12 protein-coding genes are annotated in these 21,057 nt (G+C 66.7%); 3 read left to right on the top strand and 9 right to left on the bottom strand.

The features are described from left to right. Positions 1-21 precede the first annotated feature (21 nt). Positions 22-573, bottom strand: a complete 552-nt coding sequence (gene rfbC, locus ACX9GQ_RS07875; RefSeq protein ID WP_459628954.1) for a dTDP-4-dehydrorhamnose 3,5-epimerase — start codon at positions 571-573, stop codon at positions 22-24. A 401-nt stretch (positions 574-974) separates the two neighbouring features. On the opposite strand from rfbC, the gene ACX9GQ_RS07870 reads away from it, so the two are divergent. Both ACX9GQ_RS07870 and ACX9GQ_RS07865 read left to right on the top strand, forming a co-directional pair. Then, entirely contained in the window at positions 975-2,279 is a 1,305-nt protein-coding gene (locus ACX9GQ_RS07870; protein WP_459628953.1) for a UDP-glucose dehydrogenase family protein, read from the top strand. 160 nt (positions 2,280-2,439) lie between these two features. Next, complete coding sequence (locus tag ACX9GQ_RS07865) at positions 2,440-3,759, top strand: right-handed parallel beta-helix repeat-containing protein (RefSeq protein WP_459628952.1); 1,320 nt, start codon at positions 2,440-2,442, stop codon at positions 3,757-3,759. Between the two features lie 44 nt (positions 3,760-3,803). On the opposite strand, the gene ACX9GQ_RS07860 is transcribed toward ACX9GQ_RS07865, so the two are convergent. From ACX9GQ_RS07860 to ACX9GQ_RS07845, 4 genes are all read right to left on the bottom strand, one after another. Then, on the bottom strand, positions 3,804-4,946 hold the full coding sequence (locus tag ACX9GQ_RS07860) for a polysaccharide pyruvyl transferase family protein (protein ID WP_459628951.1): 1,143 nt from the start codon (positions 4,944-4,946) through the stop codon (positions 3,804-3,806). Beyond that, positions 4,943-7,387 carry a glycosyltransferase gene (locus ACX9GQ_RS07855; RefSeq protein ID WP_459628950.1) on the bottom strand — a complete coding sequence of 815 codons (2,445 nt, stop codon included), beginning with the start codon at positions 7,385-7,387 and terminating at the stop codon, positions 4,943-4,945. Before ACX9GQ_RS07855 ends, ACX9GQ_RS07860 begins: the two co-directional genes overlap by 4 nt. 72 nt (positions 7,388-7,459) lie before the next feature. Next, complete coding sequence (locus ACX9GQ_RS07850; RefSeq protein WP_459628949.1) at positions 7,460-11,197, bottom strand: glycoside hydrolase family 99-like domain-containing protein; 3,738 nt, start codon at positions 11,195-11,197, stop codon at positions 7,460-7,462. Positions 11,198-11,535: 338 nt separating this feature from the next. Next, positions 11,536-12,759 (bottom strand): glycosyltransferase, encoded by a 1,224-nt coding sequence (locus ACX9GQ_RS07845; protein WP_459628948.1) that lies wholly within the window; start codon positions 12,757-12,759, stop codon positions 11,536-11,538. A gap of 238 nt (positions 12,760-12,997) precedes the next feature. On the opposite strand from ACX9GQ_RS07845, the gene ACX9GQ_RS07840 reads away from it, so the two are divergent. Next, positions 12,998-14,728, top strand: a complete 1,731-nt coding sequence (locus ACX9GQ_RS07840) for a methyl-accepting chemotaxis protein (RefSeq protein ID WP_459628947.1) — start codon at positions 12,998-13,000, stop codon at positions 14,726-14,728. 60 nt (positions 14,729-14,788) lie between these two features. Here ACX9GQ_RS07840 and ACX9GQ_RS07835 read toward each other — a convergent pair whose 3' ends face one another. The 4 genes from ACX9GQ_RS07835 to ACX9GQ_RS07820 form a co-directional block, all read right to left on the bottom strand. Beyond that, entirely contained in the window at positions 14,789-15,904 is a 1,116-nt protein-coding gene (locus tag ACX9GQ_RS07835; RefSeq protein WP_459628946.1) for a Hint domain-containing protein, read from the bottom strand. Positions 15,905-15,944: 40 nt separating this feature from the next. Next, the gene (locus tag ACX9GQ_RS07830) at positions 15,945-17,168 is read right to left on the bottom strand and encodes a calcium-binding protein (RefSeq protein WP_459628945.1); all 1,224 of its coding nucleotides are present in this window, start codon (positions 17,166-17,168) and stop codon (positions 15,945-15,947) included. A gap of 730 nt (positions 17,169-17,898) precedes the next feature. After that, a complete protein-coding gene (locus tag ACX9GQ_RS07825) occupies positions 17,899-19,254 on the bottom strand; it encodes an HlyD family type I secretion periplasmic adaptor subunit (RefSeq protein WP_459628944.1) in 1,356 nt (451 codons plus the stop codon). Continuing rightward, positions 19,254-20,996: a type I secretion system permease/ATPase gene (locus ACX9GQ_RS07820; protein ID WP_459628943.1), complete on the bottom strand. Its 1,743-nt coding sequence runs from the start codon at positions 20,994-20,996 to the stop codon at positions 19,254-19,256. Before ACX9GQ_RS07820 ends, ACX9GQ_RS07825 begins: the two co-directional genes overlap by 1 nt. Positions 20,997-21,057 lie beyond the last annotated feature (61 nt).

The raw sequence follows: 21,057 nt of genomic DNA, 5'->3' as shown, positions 1-21,057 counted from the left end.
GCAGTGAGTTCCAGTGAAAGATCACGCGAAGGGCGAAACGAAGGCCGCGAAGGCCGGCTGCATCCTGTCCTTGGCCGAAAGCACCGCCGCGCCCGGCGCGACCGGCCAGGGGATGCCGAGGTCCGGATCATCCCACGCGATGCCGCTGTCGCAGGCGGGATCGTAGGGGCCGTCCACCTTGTAGGCGACCTCTGTGTCCGGCTGCAGGGTGGCGAAACCGTGCGCGAAGCCGCGCGGCACGAAGAGCTGTTCCCCGCCCTCCGCCGTGAGCGTCGCTGCGCACCAGCGGCCATAGGTCGGGGACAGGCGGCGAAGGTCCACCGCGACGTCGAAGATCGCGCCCCGCACCACGCGCACCAGCTTTGCCTGAGGCGTCGGCGGCCGCTGGAAATGCAACCCGCGGACGGTGCCCACCTGCGCCGAGAAGGACTGGTTGTCCTGCACGAAATCCGCATCGATGCCGCCGGCCGCGAAGACGGAACGCGACCATGTCTCCATGAACCAGCCGCGCGCATCGCCGAAGCGACGGGGCCGCACCAGGATCACCTCGGGGATGGACAGCTGTTCAAACATTTCGTGACGAGCTTCGTTCGCCGCATCGCGCGTCTTCTGTGCCAGCATCATGTCGCGTTCCGAGAGACCGGGGCCAGCCCGACGTCACCCCGGAGGAGCCGGGTGCCGGGCCGGGAGACCGTGCCACGCAGCCACCCCGAGACAAACGTAAATCGAGCTTAATTATTGACGGTTTCAATTTTCTTGAAAGAGATCGAGAGGAAACGGGCAATCGAAAAGCGCGTGGGAACAATGAATCGCCAACATCTGCCGTTCAGAAAGGCAGACCGCGCGACGATGGCATGCCCCATGGACGGGGCCGACCGTGGAAAAGTTGATCGTTTCGATCTAAAGCAACCGCAGCCTGCATGGCCTGTCCCGGGGATCGCCCCATCGGCAGGGCATCGTGACGGAGACAGAGAATGCGCGTTGCAATGATCGGCTCGGGTTACGTCGGGCTCGTCTCGGGGGCCTGTTTCGCCGACTTCGGGCACGTGGTGACGTGCGTCGACAAGGACGCGGCGAAGATCGAGGCGCTGCGCGGAGGAGCGATCCCGATCTACGAGCCCGGCCTGGAGACCCTGGTCGAGACCAACGTCCGCGAGGGCCGCCTCACCTTCACGACCGACCTGGCCGCCGCCCTCTCCGGCGCCGACGCGGCCTTCATCGCCGTGGGGACGCCGTCGCGCCGCGGCGATGGCCATGCCGACCTCTCCTACGTCTACGCCGTGGCCCGCGAGATCGCGGAGGTCACGGCGGGCCCCCTCGTCGTGGTCACCAAGTCGACGGTTCCGGTGGGGACCGGCGACGAGGTGGAGCGCATCCTGCGGGAGGTTCGCCCGGACGGCGACTTCGCCGTGGTCTCGAACCCGGAGTTCCTGCGCGAGGGTGCAGCGATCGCCGACTTCAAGCGCCCCGACCGCATCGTCATCGGCACGGACGACGCCCGCGCCCGTGAGGTGATGAGCGAGCTCTACCGTCCGCTCTACCTCAACCAGGCGCCGCTCCTGTTCACCTCGCGCCGCACGTCGGAGCTCATCAAGTACGCCGGCAACGCATTCCTCGCGGTGAAGATCACCTTCATCAACGAGATCGCCGACCTGTGCGAGGCCGTCGGCGCGGACGTGCAGGAGGTCGCCCGCGGCATCGGCCTCGACAACCGCATCGGCTCCAAGTTCCTGCACGCAGGCCCCGGCTATGGCGGCTCGTGCTTTCCCAAGGACACGCAGGCCCTGACCAAGACGGCGCAGGATGCCGGCACCCCGGTGCGGATCGTCGAGACGGTGGTCGCCGTCAACGAGCAGCGCAAGCGTGCGATGGCCAAGAAGGTGATCGCCGCCTGCGGCGGCAGCGTGCGCGGCAAGACCGTGGCCGTGCTCGGCCTGACCTTCAAGCCGAACACCGACGACATGCGCGACGCACCCTCACTCGCCATCATCACCGCCCTGCAGGACCAGGGCGCCCGCATCCGTGCCTACGATCCCGAGGGCATGGAGGCCGCGAGGGCCATGCTGGGAGGCGTCGACTATGCGCCCAACGCCTATGCCTGCGTCGAGGGTGCGGACGCCCTCGTGATCGTCACCGAGTGGGACGCCTTCCGGGCGCTGGATCTCGGCCGCGTCCACGGCCTCATGAAGAGCCCCGTCGTCGTCGACCTGCGCAACATCTACCGCCCCGACGACATGCGGCGCAGGGGCTTCCAGTACGTCGGCGTGGGGCGGGGGTGACTTCGTGACGGCCGGCCGTGCGACACTTGCGGCCATCGCTTTCGTCGGCTTGACGGGGTGGTCATCCGTCGCGGCCGGCCAGCCCGCTGCCGGCCCCGCTTGCGAAGTCCGGGACCTGGAGAGCCTGCGCGCTTGCGTCTCGTCCGCGCCGACGCTTCGGGTGATCCGCTTCACCGGGGACGTCACCTGTGCCCGCGGCTGCTGCGGGGGTGGCGGCGCGCTGATCGACCTCAAGGGGATCGACGGGCTCATCGTCGAGGGTGGCGGACATCGGATCCGCCGGCTGTCCGGCCAACGCGACTGCCATGCCCTGCGGATCTCCGAGGCCCGGAACATCGAGGTCCGGGACCTCGACCTCGACGAGGCGGACGGTGCTCCCTGCCGCCCCGAGGAGTCCTGCGCCGACACGCTTTCGGTGCAGCGCTCGTCGGGTGTCGCGCTGCGCGCGGTCAGCGTGTTCCACGCCAAGCGCTTCGGCGTGTCGATTCTCGGCAGTCGCTCCGTGGCTTTCGCGGGCGGCGCGGTGGCAGACGCGGGGATCGTCGGGATCTATGTCGGGGCCTTCCGTGGCGAGCCGAGCCGCAGCATCTCGATCACCGACAGCGTCGTCGCCCGTAGCCGTGCGAACGGCATCGCCCTGCAGGGCGTCGACGGGGACGCGCCGGGTGACAACGTCGTGGCCCGGAACGTCCTCAACGCCAACCATTTCGCCGGAGCCTATCCCAACAGGGCCATGGGCAAGCCCTACAATGGCGGGCAGATCTACGTTCCCGACGCCGCAAACGTGACCATCAGCGAGAACGTCATCGGCGATGGGGGCTGCAGGGGTTGTGACAACCCCGTCGTGTGGGGGATCGAACTCGGGCCAAAGCGGTTGCAGTCCGTCGTGATGACACGGAACTACCTGTTCAACAGCGCGGGGCAGGCCTTCTTCGGCAATCGCGGGCTCTCCGTGGACGATACCGTCTCGATCACGGACAACACCGTGCATGGTTTCGACTATGCGTTCTCCAACCTGACAAGGGCACGTCAGGCGGCGAACGTCCAGACAGACACCACTCCAAGCCTGCGTAAGAAGGGCGAAGCGGACTACACGCTGTTCCGGATCCGGACGCCGGACGGATCCCGTCGCGAGGCCCGCGAGGCAGGCGAGACCGCAGGCACCGTGGAAGCGGTGCTCCGATTCAGCGAGGCGCCCCGCCCCGGTGCGCCGGCCTCTCCGATCTTCCGGTGCATCGACACCTCGGGCGCGGACTTCCCGTCGCTGCGGCGGGACTGCGAGAACCGGGGCAGGCTGCACTCGCTGCTCGGGTACTCGTTCGAGGATGCTCTGGAAGGCACCGCCGTCGTCTACCGGTGCCAGGGACGCGGTTCCGACCGCTTCGTGTCGCTCGATCCGTCATGCGAAGGATCGCGCGCCGACGGCATCGTCGGCAGGGCCCGCCCTCTCCGCCAGGCCGGCGGATCCTCTCCGCCCTGACGAGAGCCGAATGCATGGCTGGCGGCGCGCCGGTGGCCGCCCTTCTACGCCGCGGCCGTGTGCGCCGCTGCCCTCTGGCGGACCGGCGAGAGCCCGTTGTCGGACAGGAACGAACGGTACTCGGCCAGGAGCGCCGGGTAACGTGCGTTGATCCCCTCGATCGAGAACGCGTCCGCCAGCGAAGCGATCTCACGACGGGAGGCGTCCTCCAGGGACACGGCCGGCAGGCCGAAGAACCGGCACATCTCTTCGGTCCGGCTGTCGTGATGGATCCAGACCGCCGGCGTTCCCGAGGCCAGGGCGATCATGTTGCCGTGGAACCGCTGGCCGAACACGAAGCCGTACCGGGTCATGGCGTCCACCCACTCCGCGACGGACCAGAACGTCAGGAGATGGCTTTCGGTCCACTCGCGGAAGCCGGCAGGCGGCTCTGCTCCGTTGAAATAGGCCTGCGCGATCTGCGCCACCATGGCGTCCCGCTCGCTGCCCGGCGGCAGGTCCGGGATGCGCATCTCCTGCTGCTCGGTCTGCGCGACGAAATCGGCACCATTCTGGACGGCGAACGTCATGGCTTTGGCGAGCAGCCCGAGCACCAACTCCGGGTTGAAGGAATGCTTCACCACGTCCCGCGAAAGGTTCAGGGCGACGCGCGGATGAGTGGCGAGGCTTCGTTCGACCGCGTAGCCACGATCACCGCGCATGTAGAAGGACGGGCAGCCGAGCACCTTCACGTTGTGGACGCCGCGCTGCGCCAGCACCTCGGCCGTGAAGTGTCCGCGCACGCCGATCGTCCTGGCCCTTTCGGACAGGACCTTCACCAGACGCTCGGTGCCGGGCTTGAGATCGATCGCCGGCGAGTAGTCATTGCTCTGCGCGCCGAGACCAGCCACGGCGACGGGGAGCTTCGTGCTCTCGATGAACGAGGCCATGCCGCCGAAATCAAAGCCCGGAAACAGGAAATTGGCTGCGGCAATCAGGATCAGGTCGTACTCCTCGTCGACCCGACGCGGACCGATCCCGTAGTCCCAGGAGACGTGCTGATACTCGATCGTGCGCAGAAGTCCGTGCGCGATCACCTGGTTGCCGGTGTTGCCCCCCGTCTTGGCAAGCCGATGGTCGATGGACTGACCCGGAGCCACGTCGAACTCGGGCGTCGCGCCCAGCAGGAAGACACGCATCGGCTTCATGATCTCACACTCTGCGGCAGTCGCGATGCTTCCATATGGGCGAAAATCCTTGAGAAACATTGCTCGACCTCCCGCCTCGAATAGAGCGACGAAATGATGGACTGAGATGCCGTGCTGAGTTGCTCCAGCACATCAGGCGACTGGTAGAGCCTGACCAGGTTCTCTGCGAACGCATCCGGGCCGTCGAAGACGGTGCCGTGCGGCAGCCGGTCGACGGGCAATCCCTCGGCCGCCATGGACGACATGACGCAGGGAATGCCGAGCGCCCAGCTGTCGAGGACCTTTCCCTTGACGCCGGCGCCGAAGCGAAGGGGAGCCACCGTCAGACGCGCAGTCGACAAGGCGCCGGGCAGGCTCGGAACCCATCCATCGACGCGGACGCGCCGCGCGTCGTCGGCATACTCGAGCGGGATGTCGGGTCCGATCAGCCTCAGCCCGACGTCGGGCAGTCGCTCGCGGACGCGTGGCATGATCTCGCTCAGAAGATAGTCGATGCAGTCGATGTTCGGCCGGTGACGACCACTGCCGACGAAGGCGAGCTCGGTCCGGCGCTGCCAGTCCTCGATCGGCGATGCAAGCGGCATGGACCAGGGGACCACGTGGACGTCCGTGATGGCGAAGCGATCCTTGAGCAGGTCGCGCTCGACATGCGAGTGCACGATCGTGGCGTCCGCGAGCCTGATCATCCCGACCTCGTCGGCCTCGACCTGCCGCGCGCGGGCCCGCATCTCGTCGCTCCCTGCAAGCTCGGCCTCCCGCGCCACCCGAAGTGCGTGAAGATCGGCAACATTCAGGAGCACCCGGGCCCCGGGCATGACGGCGCGGATGCTGTCCATCCGTCTCATCGCCGTCGTGTAGCGGTGCAGGTAGACCGCGTCGAAGGGCCCGTCGTTGATCTGGACGGCGTCCCGCACCTCGTGGACGAACGGGGCAACGAGGCAGCGCACGCCGCAATCCTCGAGGGCCCGAGTCTGCGGGTCGATCCGGCTCGCGGTGATGTTCGGCATGAACGAGACATCGTAGCCCATTCGCTGGAAGGCCAGCATGTGGTCCACGATCGCCCGCGAGCCCGCGTCGCGATCGGGTGTCGGCACATGGTCGTCGATGAAGAGGATGGACGGCCTGGATGCCGGCAGCCTGGAGCGCTCCTCGCCCGACCAGCGGTCAAGCCAGTGGCGCAGATGGTTCTCGACCGGCCAGCGTGCCTTCCAGCGCTCGCCAATTCCTCCCCGGGCCCCGAGACGGACATGTCCGGCGACGATGGAGCGGAAGCCGGCCGCGCGGGTTCTGGCGGTGAAGTCGGCCTCGTGGTGCCCCGCGGGATCGTAGGCGCGGTCGAAACCCTGCAGGCGCTGCCAGAGCGAGCGCCGGAACGCCATGGCGAGGTGCGACGCCACGGCGCAATCGCGCGTGACCGTCACGGCCGGTGAATCGACGTCCAGCCCGCCATGGTCGGCAGAGATTTCACCAAGGGGCGAGATGATCTTCCCGGCCTCGAGGACCCTGTTGTTCTGGTCGGCGATGACCGGAGACACCAGCGCGATACCCGGATCCGCAGCCAGGCACTCCATGAGTCCGTCGACGGCGCCGGCCGCCAGCGTGAGACCAGGGTCCATGACCCAGACCACGGGAGCCGACACCAGCGCCATGCCCGCCCTGACGGCGTTGGTCCAACCCTCGCGGCCTTTCGTGCGGAAGACGCGAACCGCCGGCGGAAACACGAAGGAAGACAGCATCAGCAGGTCTTCCGAGCCGACATCGACGACGATGACTTCCGTGCTGAACCTGCTCTCGTGCTCCGCGATGCTGCGCACGGTGGCGTAGACCTCGTGGAACTGGTTGAACGCCGGCAGGATGATGCTGAGGTCGGGCCGCGCCGATCGCTGAAGTGCCAGCGGCGGATAGCTCGTCTGGAGATCCTGCAGGAGATTGCGCAGCGCGTTCCCGGAGACGCCGTCGGAGAGCCCGGCTTCGGGCCCGACGCCAGCGTCCGTCAGCCGGCTCCGGGCCTCGAGAAGCTGGTCCAGTTGCTGGAGCACGAAACCGATCGCCGGGCCAAGATCGGCGGCGACGCGGGCACCGGCGATTTCGCGCGCCACGTAGTCACGCGTCAGATCGGCCGCGCGGGTGGCGCGGAAGCCACCCTGCACCTCGAGCACGCAGGGGGAACCCGGCACGTCGACGTCGGTGCCGGCGTAGCGAATGCGCAGGACGTGGCGACTGGCGGGGAGCAGGCCGTCCGGCAACCTGACGCGGAAGCCGTGGCACCCGTTCCCGAGGCCGGCCGCCTGAAGGTCGCCGCGCAACTCGTCGGCGAGTGCGCGCAGCAACGGCCGGTCGCCGTCCAGCACCTCGACCTCCACGGCGGCATCCGGGCGGGCCGGGTCGTAGGCCCAGCCCGAGACAACCCGAAAGTCCGCGCTTTCGACGTATCCCTTCATGTCGACGTCCCACCCATCGTCTCGATGTTCAGGCCCGGCAACTGCCCCCGCGTGCCGGACCAGTTGTCCGGGCTAGAAGACGGCCCCTTGCTTCGAGCCCAGAAGTTGTTCGGTCACCTCGCGCAGGTAATCGCCCTGCGCCTTGCGGCAGCGCGGCGGAAGCTTGAAGCTCGACGCGGCGAACTCCTGCAGCGTGCGGATCTCGCCCACGTGGGCCTTCTTGTCGAGGCTGTGAGTCACGCTCGCCGAGTGGCGGCGGTGAACGTTCAGCATGTCGGCGCTGTAGGCGATCTTGGCGCCGGGCCACGACAGGACCTCGAGATAGATCCGCCAGTCGCCGGCCATCCTGAGGCGCTTGAGATCCGACCAGCTCGCCTCCAGCGCACGCCGCAACGCGTCGCGGCGCCAGAGGACCGAACTGACGTTCAGGATCACGTTCTTGATGCCCAGGTAGCGCGACACGAAGTCGTTGCCGTCGAAGATCTGGGTCCGCGTCAGCGCGCCAGGCTCGATGGTCCCGAAGTAGGGCTTGTAGCTGTCGAAAACCGGGCCGCCCTGCATGTCGATGGCGCGCGAATCCGAGAACGCGATGTCGATCGCCGGGTCGGTCCGCATCAGGTTGACGAGCGTCGACAGGAACGTGCGTTCCGACAGGTCGTCCGCCTCCGCGATCCAGACGAACTCCCCCCTCGCCATCTCGGCCGCCTTCATCCACTGCGCGAAGACCGATCCGGAATTCTTCTCGTTGACGGCCAGGAGCACGTCGCGGTCGCGCGACTGGGCGACGTCGCAGATCACCGAGACGCTGTTGTCGCTCGACGCATCGTCGAGGACGACGATCTCCTCCACGGGGTGCGACTGCTCGAAGATCGTGGTGAGACGCTCCTCCATGCAGTGCGCGTAGTTGTAGTTCGGCACGACGACCGAGATCGACGGAAGGTCAGGCACGGCGACGTGAAGCAGGTCGCGGACATAGTCGGTGAAGCCGAAGCGCTCCTCGATCGTGGCCCGATAGCGCTCCCGGACCTCCTCGGAGACGCCGGCCGACAGCTGACGACCCAGTTCCCCCGCCAGTGCTGCCGTGTCGCCGTAGGGGACGACGCAGCCAAGGTCTCCCTCCCGCAGGAAGTCGGGAATGCCGCCGCTGCGGTCGAAGGCGAAGACCGGCAGCCCGACCGCCAGCGCCTCGAGCACCACCGTCGGGAACGGGTCCTCGCGCGAGGTCAGGACGAACGCGTCGGCCGCCGAGAAGAAGGCCTCGACGTCCTTCCTGTACCCCGTGACGTGGAAAGTGCCCGAGGCCTTCGCATCCTCGATCTCCGGCCCGAACCACTCGGCCATCACGGGGTCCATGTCCCCGATCCAGCAGAAGTGCGTGCCGGGCCCCTGCTGGCCCATCAGACGCCAGGTCTGGAGGAAGAGATCGAAGCCCTTGCGCATGTCGGCATAGCCGACGCCGATCACGAGCCGGTCGTCAGGGCCGAGACCGAGTTCTTCGCGCACGCCGGCGCGCGCCTCCTCCGAGAACGCAACGGCCTTGTAGCTGCCTTGCGGGCGGATGAGGAAGTTCGAGGCACCCGTCAGGCCCAGGGCTCCGGCGGTACGGTCGCGGACGAACTCCGCCGCGAAGATCACCTGGTCGGCGGCGCGCATGCCGATACGGGCGCGGGTCTCGAGTCCCTTTTCCTTGAGGATCCGGGGTAATTCGTGGACGAGGAGCACCACCCGGATCCCGGCGTCAGCCAGCACCTTGACGGCCTCTCCGGTCACGACCGTGTTGGCGACCGCGTGGCGGAACCCCCGCTCGCGGAACTCGAGAATCTTCTGGGCGAGGCGGGAAGGCTCGGGAACGACGGTCGTCGGCGCGACCCGCGCGTAGTCGTCCTCCATGGCGCCCGGCCCGAGCAGGAGATACTCGACTTCGATTCCGAACCCGTTCCTGAGCGTGCGGCCAATGTTGAGCAGAAGGTGCTGCGCGCCGCTGGGGAAGGCGTCGTGCCCCACGAGAAGCAGCCGCGGCGTCTGCACGTCCGCGGAGAGGCCGGTGATCGCCCGCCCGGTGGCATTGAGATAGGCAGAGCCGAAGTGCAGGTCAGGCTCCAGATAGGCCCCCTCGCACCACTCGTTCCACGCGTTCACGCAGACGAAGGACTCGCCGAAGAAGCGCTCGCGCTGCGCCCTCTCGACGAGGGCGGACAGCCAGCGTTCGTACTTGGCCGGCGTGGAGCCGTGGACGACGAGACCGGTGCCCTGCCGCCGGGCGTCGTTGTCCCAACTGGGCACGACCGTCTTGATCAGCGGATAAGGAGGATTGGGCTCCTCGAGCGAGTGCCGCACCACGTCGTCGTAGGAGAAGACCTGCCCCCCGAACGTGTCGTCCATCAGCTGGATCTGGTCATTCACCTGACGGATCTCGGCGGTGACCTTGTGCGGCGGGAACTCGATGGCTCCGTCGAGCCCGAACTCGGTCGGGTCCTTCTGGTTGAACGTCTGCGCCATGACGAGGATCGGGTCCTCGCCGTGGTTGTCGCGGAACAGCGTCCGCCAGCGCGCCAGCGTCTCCTTGCTGTCGGGGATGATGCCCGGGCGATAGACCATCAGCAGCGGGCGGTCACCGACGCGGATGTAGCGGGGATCGGCGAAATGGCGGGCGAAGTCGGCGACGAGCGCCGCGTCGTCTTCCGGGTCGTAGTTCTGCGCGATCAGGACCTCGCTCTCCTCGCCGTCCCAGCGGCGGGTCCAGTTCTCGTTCGCCCACATCAGGCAGAACGGCATGTCGATGTCGCGGGCGCCGAGGAACTGCTCGAGCGGCTTCTCCATCAGCCGGTGGCCGTTGAAGGAGTAGTAGTAGAAGACGAAGCCGTGGACACCCGCGCTCTGCGCCATCTCCACCTGGCGGCGCATCACGTCGAGGTTCATGAGGTTGTAGAAGCCGAGGTCGCGAGGGACCCGCGGCTGGTAGTGGTTCTTGAAGCGCGGCACGCCCCTCGCGATGTTCGTCCACTCGGTGAAACCGGTGCCCCACCAGCGGTCGTTCTCGGGGAAGGCGTGGAATTGCGTGAGATAGTAGCAGAGCACCTTCGCCCGCTTCTTCGCTGCCGCCTTGACGGCGCGCGGCTCCTCGAAGTGGCTGCTCGGCTTGGTGAAGCGGCGGATCTCCGCCGGAATGGTAGCCTCGTTCTCCGGCGGGCGCGAGTAGATGCCGGGCTGCCCGCGGTTCTCCAGGAAGTGGATGAGCGGGTTCTGCTCGGCCTGGCCCTGGAAGTAGCGCTGGACATAGAAGCGCGTGTCGAACTCGGCGGAGGGATTGCGGCCCTCGCGGTAGCCGTAGTTCATGAAGTGCTCGAACGGGTCGACGCCGGCTCCCGCGACGTCCTTGTACGTCTTCAGGTAGTACTCGGCATCGAACTCCGGAATCGGGCTGAAGGCGCCGGTCCTGTTGCAGAGATAGTGCCCGAGGCAGCTCTCGCCCTCGGCGACGCCGTAGCGCGAGCGGTACCAGCCCGGATCGAACAGCGGAGAAGGCCGCCGCGACTCGCTCTCGCCGTAGAGGACGTAGTGCAGGAGCGGCTGGATGTCGGTGGAGGCCACGTCCTGGTTGGACGCCGTGTACCAGAGCGGATCGAACAGCGGGTTCGGCTTGCGGCCTTCCTTGTGGCCGTAAAGGAAGAAGTGCTCGAACGCGTCGACGCCTGCCTCTCGGATGTCGGGATGGGAGGCGAGATAGTATGCCTCGTCGAACAGATTCTGATCGACGAGCAGCTTGCGCACATCGATCCGCTTCTTGCCGACGACAACCTGTATGCTCATTCCCGCCGCCCCCAGGGTCCGCTCGTTCCGTCGCAGGTCCGGCGACATTCCCGCGTGGCCGACCGTTCCCGAATCCGTCGGCCGTGTCGCGGTGCAGACCGCCACCTGTTCCCCGGACCCCTGAACGTGCCTGACCCGCAGCGCTCTCTGGCGTCGCCGGTATCGGTGAATGCACGTTAGGAGCGGTCTGTTACGATTCCGGTCACGGAGAACAGCTCGAACGCCAGTAGTTTTTAGGCAAAAGCGCTTGGCATTTGACGAAATACTTGGCCTGCAATCTCTGGCCTGAACGTCGAATCTCGTCTGCCGCAGACGAGGCGCTGTCCGTCGCGTCCCGGTCAGGCGCCGCCGATGATATCGCGATACGCGGCGATGCTCTGCTCGACCGTGAACCGGTCTTTCACATGCAGGCGGGCTGCTGCGCCGAACGCATGGGACGAGGCCGGATCAGCCAGAGCCGCGCTCGTCGCCTCGACCAGTGCCGGCTCGTCGAAGAAGCCGACGAGGCGCCCCGTCAGTCCGTCGCTCACGACCTCGCGGAGAGGAGCAGTGTCCGATCCGACGATCGCGACGCCGCAGCTCATCGCCTCGAGCAGGGACCACGACAGCACGAACGGATAGGTGAGATACACGTGGACCCGCGCCACCTGCAGCACGCCGATGTAGGCGTCGTAGGGCAGCTTGCCGAGGAAGTGGACCCGGCCGGCGGGCAGGCGCGAGCCGACTTCGTCCAGCAGCGCCTCGCGCCACGTCGCGCGCGCCTTCGGCGGCAGGCCGTAGGACACCTCGTCGCCGCCGACGATCAGCACCTGGGCCTCGGGACGCCGCTCGAGGATGGCCGGGAGCGCGCGCATGAAGCGATGAAAGCCGCGGTAGGGCTCGAGGTTGCGCGCCACATAGGTCAGCACCTCGTCTCCGGACTGGACCGTGCGTCCGTTGGGGAGTTCGATCTTCACGCCGTCGTGCGGGGCCAGTCGCTCGGTATCCACGCCTTCGTGCACGATCCGGATCCGGTCGCGCAGGGGCAGCGGGAAGCGAGACGCCTGCCAGGCCGTCGGCGAGACGAGCACGTCCGAGCGCTCGGCCGAGAGCACCACGGCGGCGTTGCGCGCCATCAGTGCGGCCTGCAACGCAACGGGATCGCCTTCGAGTGCCGGAAACTCCGGATCGAAGTTCACGTCCCCGCCTTCGGCCGTGAAGAAGAACTCGAGGTACGAGACGATCCGCGCGGACGGAAAGACGTCGCGCATCAGCAGCATCTCGCCCCAGCCGGTATGGCCGACGATGACGTCGGGGACGAAGCCGTCCGCCCTCAACCTGGCCGCGGCGCGTGCGGCCGCCTCGCCGCACCGGCTGTCGAGCCCGTAGCGCGCGCCTGCGGCGTCGGCCAGGAGGCCGGGGACCGCGTCCGGCTCATGCCGCTCGAGCCTGATGCCCTGCATCGTCTTGGCGGTGGCTCCCCCGATGGCGGCGACCGTCCAGTCCGGACTGCGCGACAGCATCCGCGCGAGATGGACGAACTGTCCGGGGAAATTCTGGTGGACGAAGAGGATGCGTCGCATGCGCCTGCAAGGTGTCCGGGCGTGATCGCGGCTTGGATCGGTCGGCCTTCAGTCCCTAATGGGCGCCGCCGAACATCCGGTTGAGGAGCTTGGTCAAGCAAACGAAACTGCTTTGGTCGCAATGTAACGTTTGCATTCACCTCGAAAAATCAGTGATTTAGTCTCAAATTGCAATAATCGATGCTTAGGACTTGGGCAGTAGATCGGTTGGCGTCATCTATGCCACAGGGGCTGCTTCATGGTCTTGTCGCTGCCGATCTTGTCGGATCCCGCCAAGCGAGACCGGGCCGACGCCGTCGACGAGTCGTTTGCCGTCATCACCTTCGAGCCTGACGGGACGATCGTCAGCGCCAATGCCAACTTCCTGTCCACCATGGGCTACGCGCTGGATGACATCCGCGGCAGGCCGCACAGCATGTTCGTGGACGCGGCCGAAGCCTCGAGCGCTGCCCATTCGGCCTTCTGGGATCGCCTCCGGCAGGGGCGCAGGGAGGTCTCGGAATTCCGGCGGCTGAGGAAGGCAGGTGACGTCGCCTGGCTTCAGGGGGCCTACCACCCGGTCCGCGATCGGTCGGGCCGGGTGACGCGGATCATGATGATCGCCGCGGACATCTCGGAACGAAGGATGCGTGAGGCGCATCTCGAAAGCCTGCGCGAGGCCATCTCGCGCTCGCAGGCCATGATCGTCTTCGAACTCGACGGCACCATCGTCGACGCCAATGCGAACTTCCTCGATGCGATGGGGTACTCCCTCGACGAGATCAGAGGACATCATCACCGGATGTTCGTCGCCGAGGACGAGCGGACGAGTGCCGGATACGTCGCCTTCTGGGACAAGCTGCGCCGCGGTGAGTTCCACTCGGGACAATACCGGCGGTTTGCGAAGGGCGGTCGGGAGATCTGGATCCAGGCGACCTACAACCCCATCCTCGACGCCCAGGGCAAGCCTTACCGCGTGGTGAAGTTCGCGTCCGACGTGACGGAGACGGTCAGGGAGAGACTGCGGCTCGAAGACGTGATGCGCCAGGTTGCCGGCGTCGTCGAGACCGCCCGCCGAAAGGACCTGACCGGCCGCATCAGGATCGTCGGCGAGGCGGACGGTTCGCTGCAGGTGCTGTCGTCAGGGGTCAACGAGCTGGTCGAGGCCATGACCGATCTCGTCGGCGCCGTCCTTGCCGCGTCGTCCGAGACCACCGCAGCCTTCGACGAGATTGCGCACGGCAGCAGGAACCTTGCGGCGCGGACGGAGCAGCAAGCCTCCGCCCTTGAGGAAACCGCAGCGACGGCCGAGCAACTGGCGGCCTCGGTCAAGGCCAGCGCACTCGCGTCACGGCAGGCCGTGGGCTTTGCCGACGAGGCCAGGAGGGTGGCCGAGGAGGGAGGCCGGATCGCCGGCGAGGCGGTGGACGCCATGACGCGCATCGAGCAGGCGTCAGGCAAGATCACCGAGATCACATCCGTGATCGAGGAGATCGCCTTCCAGACGAACCTGCTCGCGCTCAACGCAGCGGTGGAGGCGGCGCGGGCGGGTGAAGCCGGGAAGGGATTCGCCGTGGTTGCCGCGGAGGTCAGGACGCTGGCACAGCGCTCGAGCGAGGCGGCACGCGACATCGGAGCCTTGATCTCTTCCTCCACCCGCGAGATCGGCCAGGGTGTCCGTCTTGTCCGCGATGCAGGGACGACGTTGGGACGGATCGTCGAGGCTTCTCAGAAGGTCGCGAACACGGTGGAAGAGATTTCCGTCGCCGCAACGGAGCAGGCCAGCGGGATCGACGAGGTGAGCCAGGCCGTCGCGCACATGGACGAGATGACCCAGCAGAACGCGGCGCTGGCGGAGGCAAGTTCCGCCTCGGCGGGAGCCGTGCTTGACCAGTTCGAACGCCTGCAGGCGCTGGCCGCGGGCTACCGGACGGACGCGGAGCCAGCGCGTGCCGCGCCTTTCCGGCACGGAGCGCGGCGGGTCGCGTGAGGCCCGGAAAGCGGAAAGGGCCGCCCTGCCGGGCGGCCCTTCCCTTCAGCTCCTGCCGGGTCAGGCGGCGCGAGCCAGCGCCTTTCCGACGATCGCCATGACCCGCTCGAATGCGGGACCATGCTCGACCAGCGGCCACGTCCGCGGGAAGTCGCCGTTCGCGTCCGGCTCCAGGCTGTCCTCGGCCCCGTAGAGGTCGACGTACTCCTGCCAGTTGGCGAACATCCGGCGGCTGTTGTGGTTCGCGTAGGTCTCCGTCGGCGCACCGTTGGCGAAGATCACGTCGTGGCTGTCGAGTTCCACGTGGAAGTACTCGATCAGGTCCAGGTCGCGGTCCCGCACGACGCTGTCGCCGTTGATGAGGTCCTCCGAGCGGACGAAGACGCCGTCGAAGAACATCGCATGCTTGGCCGACAGCGTCAGGTCGCGATGGGGCACGTTCGGCCCCAGGGCACCTGCACGGATGACGACCGGGCTCGCTTCGGAGTTCGGGCCCACGAAGCGGCGGCGGTACGAACGGCGACCGATCCACTTCACCGGCCTTGCGACCCCGTCGAGGTTGATCACCATGTCGCCGATGGCGAGGCTCTCGACCGGGACCTCGCCGTCCGGCGTGCGGATCAACGTGCCGCGCTGGAAGCATGCGATCACGTTTTCGCCGAGGACGAGCGATCCCGGCTTGACGCCTTCCACGGTGATCGACCCGGGCGTGTCGCCGGTCCATGTGATCACCGCGTTGCCGTCGACGTACTCGATCTTCACGTCCTCGGGACCATCGACGCCGGTGATCCCGGTCACGTCGATGATGTCCTTGTCCGCGTCGAAGTCGCCAATGGTGTCTTCACCGACGTCATCGCCGCTGAACACGAACCAGTCCCTGCCGCTTCCGCCGCTCAACTGGTCGTTGCCGCTGCCGCCGTCGAGGGTATCGTCGCCGCTCCCGCCACCGAGGTCGTCGTCGTCCTCGCCGCCGTTCAGGCTGTCCTCGCCGCTGCCGCCGCGGAGCTGGTCGTCGCCCTCGTTGCCGTAGAGCTTGTCCGCGCCGCTGCCGCCGTTGATGCTGTCGTCGCCCAGGCCGCCCCACAGCTTGTCGTCGCCGCTGCGTCCGAGGATGACGTCGTCATCGCCCGTGCCGACCAGTTCGTCGTCACCACCTCTTCCGATGATCCTTGCCATCGTGTGTCTCCACTCAATTCGCTGTTGCGGAGGTCACTGCTCAGACGGACGAGCCGCTGACAGCGATGTGGATGTGCTCGTCGGCCGCATCGAGCTTCGTGACGAGGTCCGCGACGATGAGCTTCTTCTCGATCGCGTCGCCATACGTGCTGATGAGGTCGTCGACGTAGTTCTCCAGCTGGGCGTTGTTCCAGGGATCGGCGTCGAACGCGTTGTTGATCAGGCTCGCGACGAAGCTCTTGATCTCCGAGTGGTCGGTCAGCGCCTCGTCGAGGCCGAGCTGAGACCCCGCCGGCTGCGCTTCATCGATCTGCTGCGCGATCGCGTCGAGGCCGAGGCCGCCCTCGTTGAAGCTGTAGAGCGCATCGTGGAGCTGGGCCGCGGTCGGATCCTTGTCCGTGAGCAGCTGGAACAGGCGCGCCACGTCGGCCTCCTGGTCCGTCCCGACCGTGATGAGCACGCCATTGTTGAGCTTGGTGTACTCCACGTCGGTGATCACGTTGCCACCGTTCGTCCAGGCACCGTCTTCGAACTCGAAGCCGGCGATGTTCGCCTTGATGACGGCCACGTCGAAGCCGGCGCCGCCGTAGACGGTCGTGTTGCCGACGCCGCCATAGATGCTGTCGTCGCCCTCGCCGCCCCAGATCTCGTCGTCTCCGGAGTCGCCCAGGATGGTGTCGTTGCCGTCGCCGCCGAGCAGGAGGTCGTCGCCTGCGCCGCCGCTGACGGAGTCATTGCCCTTGCCGGCGTCGACGATGTCGTCGCCCTTGCCGGCGGAAATCCGATCGTCACCCGTGCCACCGAAGACGAGGTCGTCGCCGCGGCCCGTGGTGATGGTGTCGTTGCCGCCGGCGCCGTCGACGGTGATGTCGCCGTCATCGTCGCTGGCCTTCACGATGAACTTGTCGCCGAAGGTGGTGAGACCGACGAGCTGCTCCTCGATGTCGCCGTCCACCGTGACGCTGACGCCATCGCCGTCGCTGGCGGAGTCGTCGAAGATCAGGATCGGGGCATCTTCGAGACCCGCAAAATCCTGGCCGTCGCGGACGAAGGCACCGCCGTATCCGTCTGCGTCGAAGTCGGTGCCGTCCTGATCGAACAGCTGCAGGTCGACGTTCGCGTTGTTCGGGTCGGCATCGGTGTCGTCGACGAGCGAACCGATCGCGTTCTGCACCGCAGCGCGGAACTCGCTGTCGTACTTGCCCAGGATCGCTCCGATCGGAGTCTGATCGCCGCCATTCAATGAGTAGGTGTAACTCGCCATTTTTTGACCTTCCCTGACAACTTGGCTTCACCGAACCGGATGCACCCCCGCACGCCCGGTCTTGGGATACTCACCCCCTCAACTCACGCCCAAAGATGTACGGGATCGAGGAACGCAGGTTAAGTCGACAACGCCACCCAAACTAGCGTTGTTTCGGCTGAATATTACTTCAAAACACGCTGCATAATGATCATAAGCAGTTCTATTGAGATTGAATTTCACTACATTTTTCTATTTTACAGCAGTAATAGGTCTTACTCCATGCGAAATCGCAACATACACCCGCAATTATTCATCGATATTCTTTTTCCTACTACCTTCTTTCGTACGCGTGCGGCACCGCCTTTGATGCGATCAGGTCTTTTTCTCTGGATTGTTCTACCCCCTCGACAGTGTTCGATTCCGATTTACAAGTAATCATCGATTAACCAACGACGTGATTTCTGACGATCCTGTGCGTTTCGTCTCTTTTGGAGCGTTTCGTACTTGCGTGAGCGCAACGTTTGGGGGCGCCCGGGCCGGTGTGTTCTTGCAGCAGGGCGACGTGAAGGGGCGGGATGGCCTCTGGAGGCTGCGGCGGCGGCCCGGCCTTGTGCATCCGGTGGATGCTTGTCACAGAGCGCACGATGAAGGCAGCCTCGCGGCTCCGCAGGCGTCGCCCACGCGCGCAATGAAAAAGGCGCCCGCATCTCCGCGGGCGCCCTCGCGCGTCGTCCTCCCCCTGAGGGATTCAGTGTTCCCGCATGCCGAGCTGCAGCCGGTTCAGGAGCGGGCCGAGGATGTACCAGATCGCCGTCCGCTCGCCGACCGCGACGACCACGTCGGCAGACATGCCCGCGACGATCTTGTCGCGGAACTCCTTCGGAATGGAGGCCTGGTCGACGGTGACCTCGGCCGCGAAGTACGGATCGCGGTTGGCGTTGTCGTCGACGAGACGGTCGCGCGAGATCGTCCGCACCTTCCCGAAGAAGATCGGCGGATGTCGGCTCGAGAACGCCGGGAAGCGGATTTCGGCCGTGGAGTCCAAGTGCACGTTGTCGACGTCGAGCGGGCTGACCTTGGCGCGGATCACGAGTTCGTCGGAGACGGGCACGATCTCCATCAGGACTTCCCCCGGCCGGACAACGCCGCCGACGGTGAACACCTTGAGCGACTGGACCACCCCGGTCTGCGGCGCCCTGATCTCAACGCGCCTCAGCACGTCGATCTGGACGGACATCTTCTCCCGCATCTCGGCGATCGTCTTGCGCACCGCCGGCAGATCGCGGCTGACGCCCTCGAGGAACTGCTGCCGCAACTGCTGGATCTGGATCCTCGTCTCGCCGATCGTCTGCTCATATCGGGCCATGTCGGCGACGGCGCGGCCGATGACGCCCTTCAGCCTCGCCTCTTCCCGTTCGAGCGACAGCACCCTCGGCAGCTGGACGAGGTTCTTGGCGAGCAGGTCGCGCAGGCCCGCGAGCTCTCTCCGGATCGTGGCGACCTGTTCCTCGCCTGCTTCCTTCTCCCCCTGCGTCCCTGCCATTCCCTCCCGCACCTGCTGGATGCGCGCTTCGAGGATGTTCTGCTGGCTGAGGAGGTTGGTGCGACGTTCCCTGAACGCAGCGACCTGATCCGCGACGGCCCGGTCGACCATCGGGTCACCCTGCATCTGGCGGACTTCGTCGGGAAACGTGACCTGGTCGGCGAGGTCCCGTTCGGCGACGAGCCGCGCCTCCTCGGCGAGCGCCGCGGCAAGCTGCTTGCGCACCACCTCGAGCGCGGCCCGTGACTGGGTCTCGTCCAGCCGGACGACGACGGCCCCCTCTTCCACGAGGTCGCCGTCGCGCACCCGCACCTCGCGCACGATGCCGCCCTCCAGATGCTGGACGGCCTTGCGGTTGGATGCCACTGAAATGACGCCCGGCGCGATCGCGCCCTGGTCGAGGCGCGCGGTCACCGACCATAGTCCGCCGAGCCCGAAAAACACGACGATGACCCACCAGGCCCGGTGGATCAGCCGCTGCCAGTCGGTGGGAGCCACCGGCGTCGTCAGCGGAGCACGCGGCGCCGCGGCGATCATCTTCTCGCGCAATCCGGCCAGCATCAGGAGGCCCTCACCACCGGCCGGAACTGGACGGTGTTCGGCGTCGCGAGGCGACGCAGCACCTCGTCACGCGGCCCGAAGAGGTGCACGCCCCCGTCCGCCATGACGAGCACCTTGTCGACATGCGACATGATGTTTGCCCGATGGGTGATCAGCACCACCGTCGAGCCGGCCTTCGCCAGGGCCCGGATTGCCTGGACCAGCGATTCCTCGCCCCGGGTGTCGAGGCTGGCGTTCGGTTCGTCGAGGACGATGAGCGGCGGCCGTCCGAACACGGCCCGCGCGAGCGCGAGGCGCTGGCGTTGGCCGCCCGACAGCTTCGCCCCGGCCTCGCCGATCTCCGTGTTGTATCCGTCCTCGAGGTTCTGGATCATCTCGTGGACGCCGGCAAGCTGAGCGGCCTTGATGACCGCTTCGCTTGAGGTGGAGGAGAACCGGGCGATGTTCTCGGCGACGGATCCCGCGAAGAGCTCGACGTCCTGCGGGATGTAGCCGACGTGCCGGCCGAGTTCGTCCGGATGCCACTGGTTCAGCTCCGAACCGTCAAGGCGGACGCTGCCTTCCGTCGGCTGCCAGACGCCCGTGATGACGCGGGCGAGGCTCGACTTTCCGGCGGCGCTGGGACCGATGACGCCGAGGATCTCGCCGGGTTCGACATCGAAGCTGATGTTGCGAAGGACCGGCTTCTTCCCGCCCGGTGGCACGACGGAGACGTTTTCGAAGGCCAGCCCGCCCAGCGGTTTCGGCAGTTCCACCCGGTCGGCCGCTGCCGGAGCACTCAGGAACAGCCGGTCGATCCGTTCGAAGGCATAATTTGTCGAGAGGTAGGCCTTCCAGTTGGAGGCGAGCGCACTCATCGGGGCGATCGCCTTGCCGGACAGGATCATCGCGCCGAACAGGACAGACGCCGATGCGATGTTCTCGATGACGAGCAACAGCGTGACCGAGGCGACGAGCGTGGCGCCGGCGAAGGTGGCAAACGTCAATCCGACGCTCGCCCACGAGCCGCTGTCCGCCGACATGGCCGACCAGCCCAGTCCCGCGTCACGAAGCTTCTTCCAGCGCGACTGGAGCGCCCCGACCATTCCCAGCGCCTGGATCGCTTCCGCGTTCCGCATCATGGACCCTGCGAACTCGGAAGCGGTGATCGAGACGGCCATGGACCGCATCGACCACTTCGACGCGGTTGAATTCATCACGAAGCCGAGAATGCCGACGGCGGCCATGATCGCCAGCGTCGCCACGCCGATCAGCGGGTGCAGCATGGCGCACGCCAGCAGGAACAGGGGCGCGAACAAGAGATCGACACCGGACGCGACCAGCCTTCCGGACAGGTTGTCACGCAGGGTGTCGAGGTCCCGCATGGCCTGCACGGGCGTGCCCAGCGTCGGGCTGGTCCCCTTGCGATTCAGCGTCGCGCGGTGCACGGCTGCGAAGAGATCGTCGCTGAGCCTGTTGTCGAAGGCGATGCCGATCCGCACCAGGGCGCGCGTCCGCAGGTTGGTCAGCAGGGCATAGGCCAACCCCATCGCCACGAGCAGCAAGGTCAGGAAGGCCCAGGTGACGTCGTTGCGTGACGACAGGACGCGCTCGTAGGCGCTCATCATGTAGAGCGCCGGCGCGATGGCCAGCAGGTTCAGGAACAGGCTGATCGCCGCAATGGATCGCAGCGCCGGCCCGAGTTCTCGCGCCGCATCCCGCAGCGGGGTCGTCTTGGTCGTGTCCAGCAGCGCCTTGAGCATGTCGCTCCTCGCCCCGAGGTTGCACGGGTCAGGCCGGAGGCCCCTGCCTCGACATCGCACG

The sequence above is a fragment of the Alsobacter sp. R-9 genome (assembly GCF_054612375.1).
The sequence above is the reverse complement of the archived record's forward strand: the minus strand, read 5'-3'. Positions and strand labels throughout refer to the sequence as shown.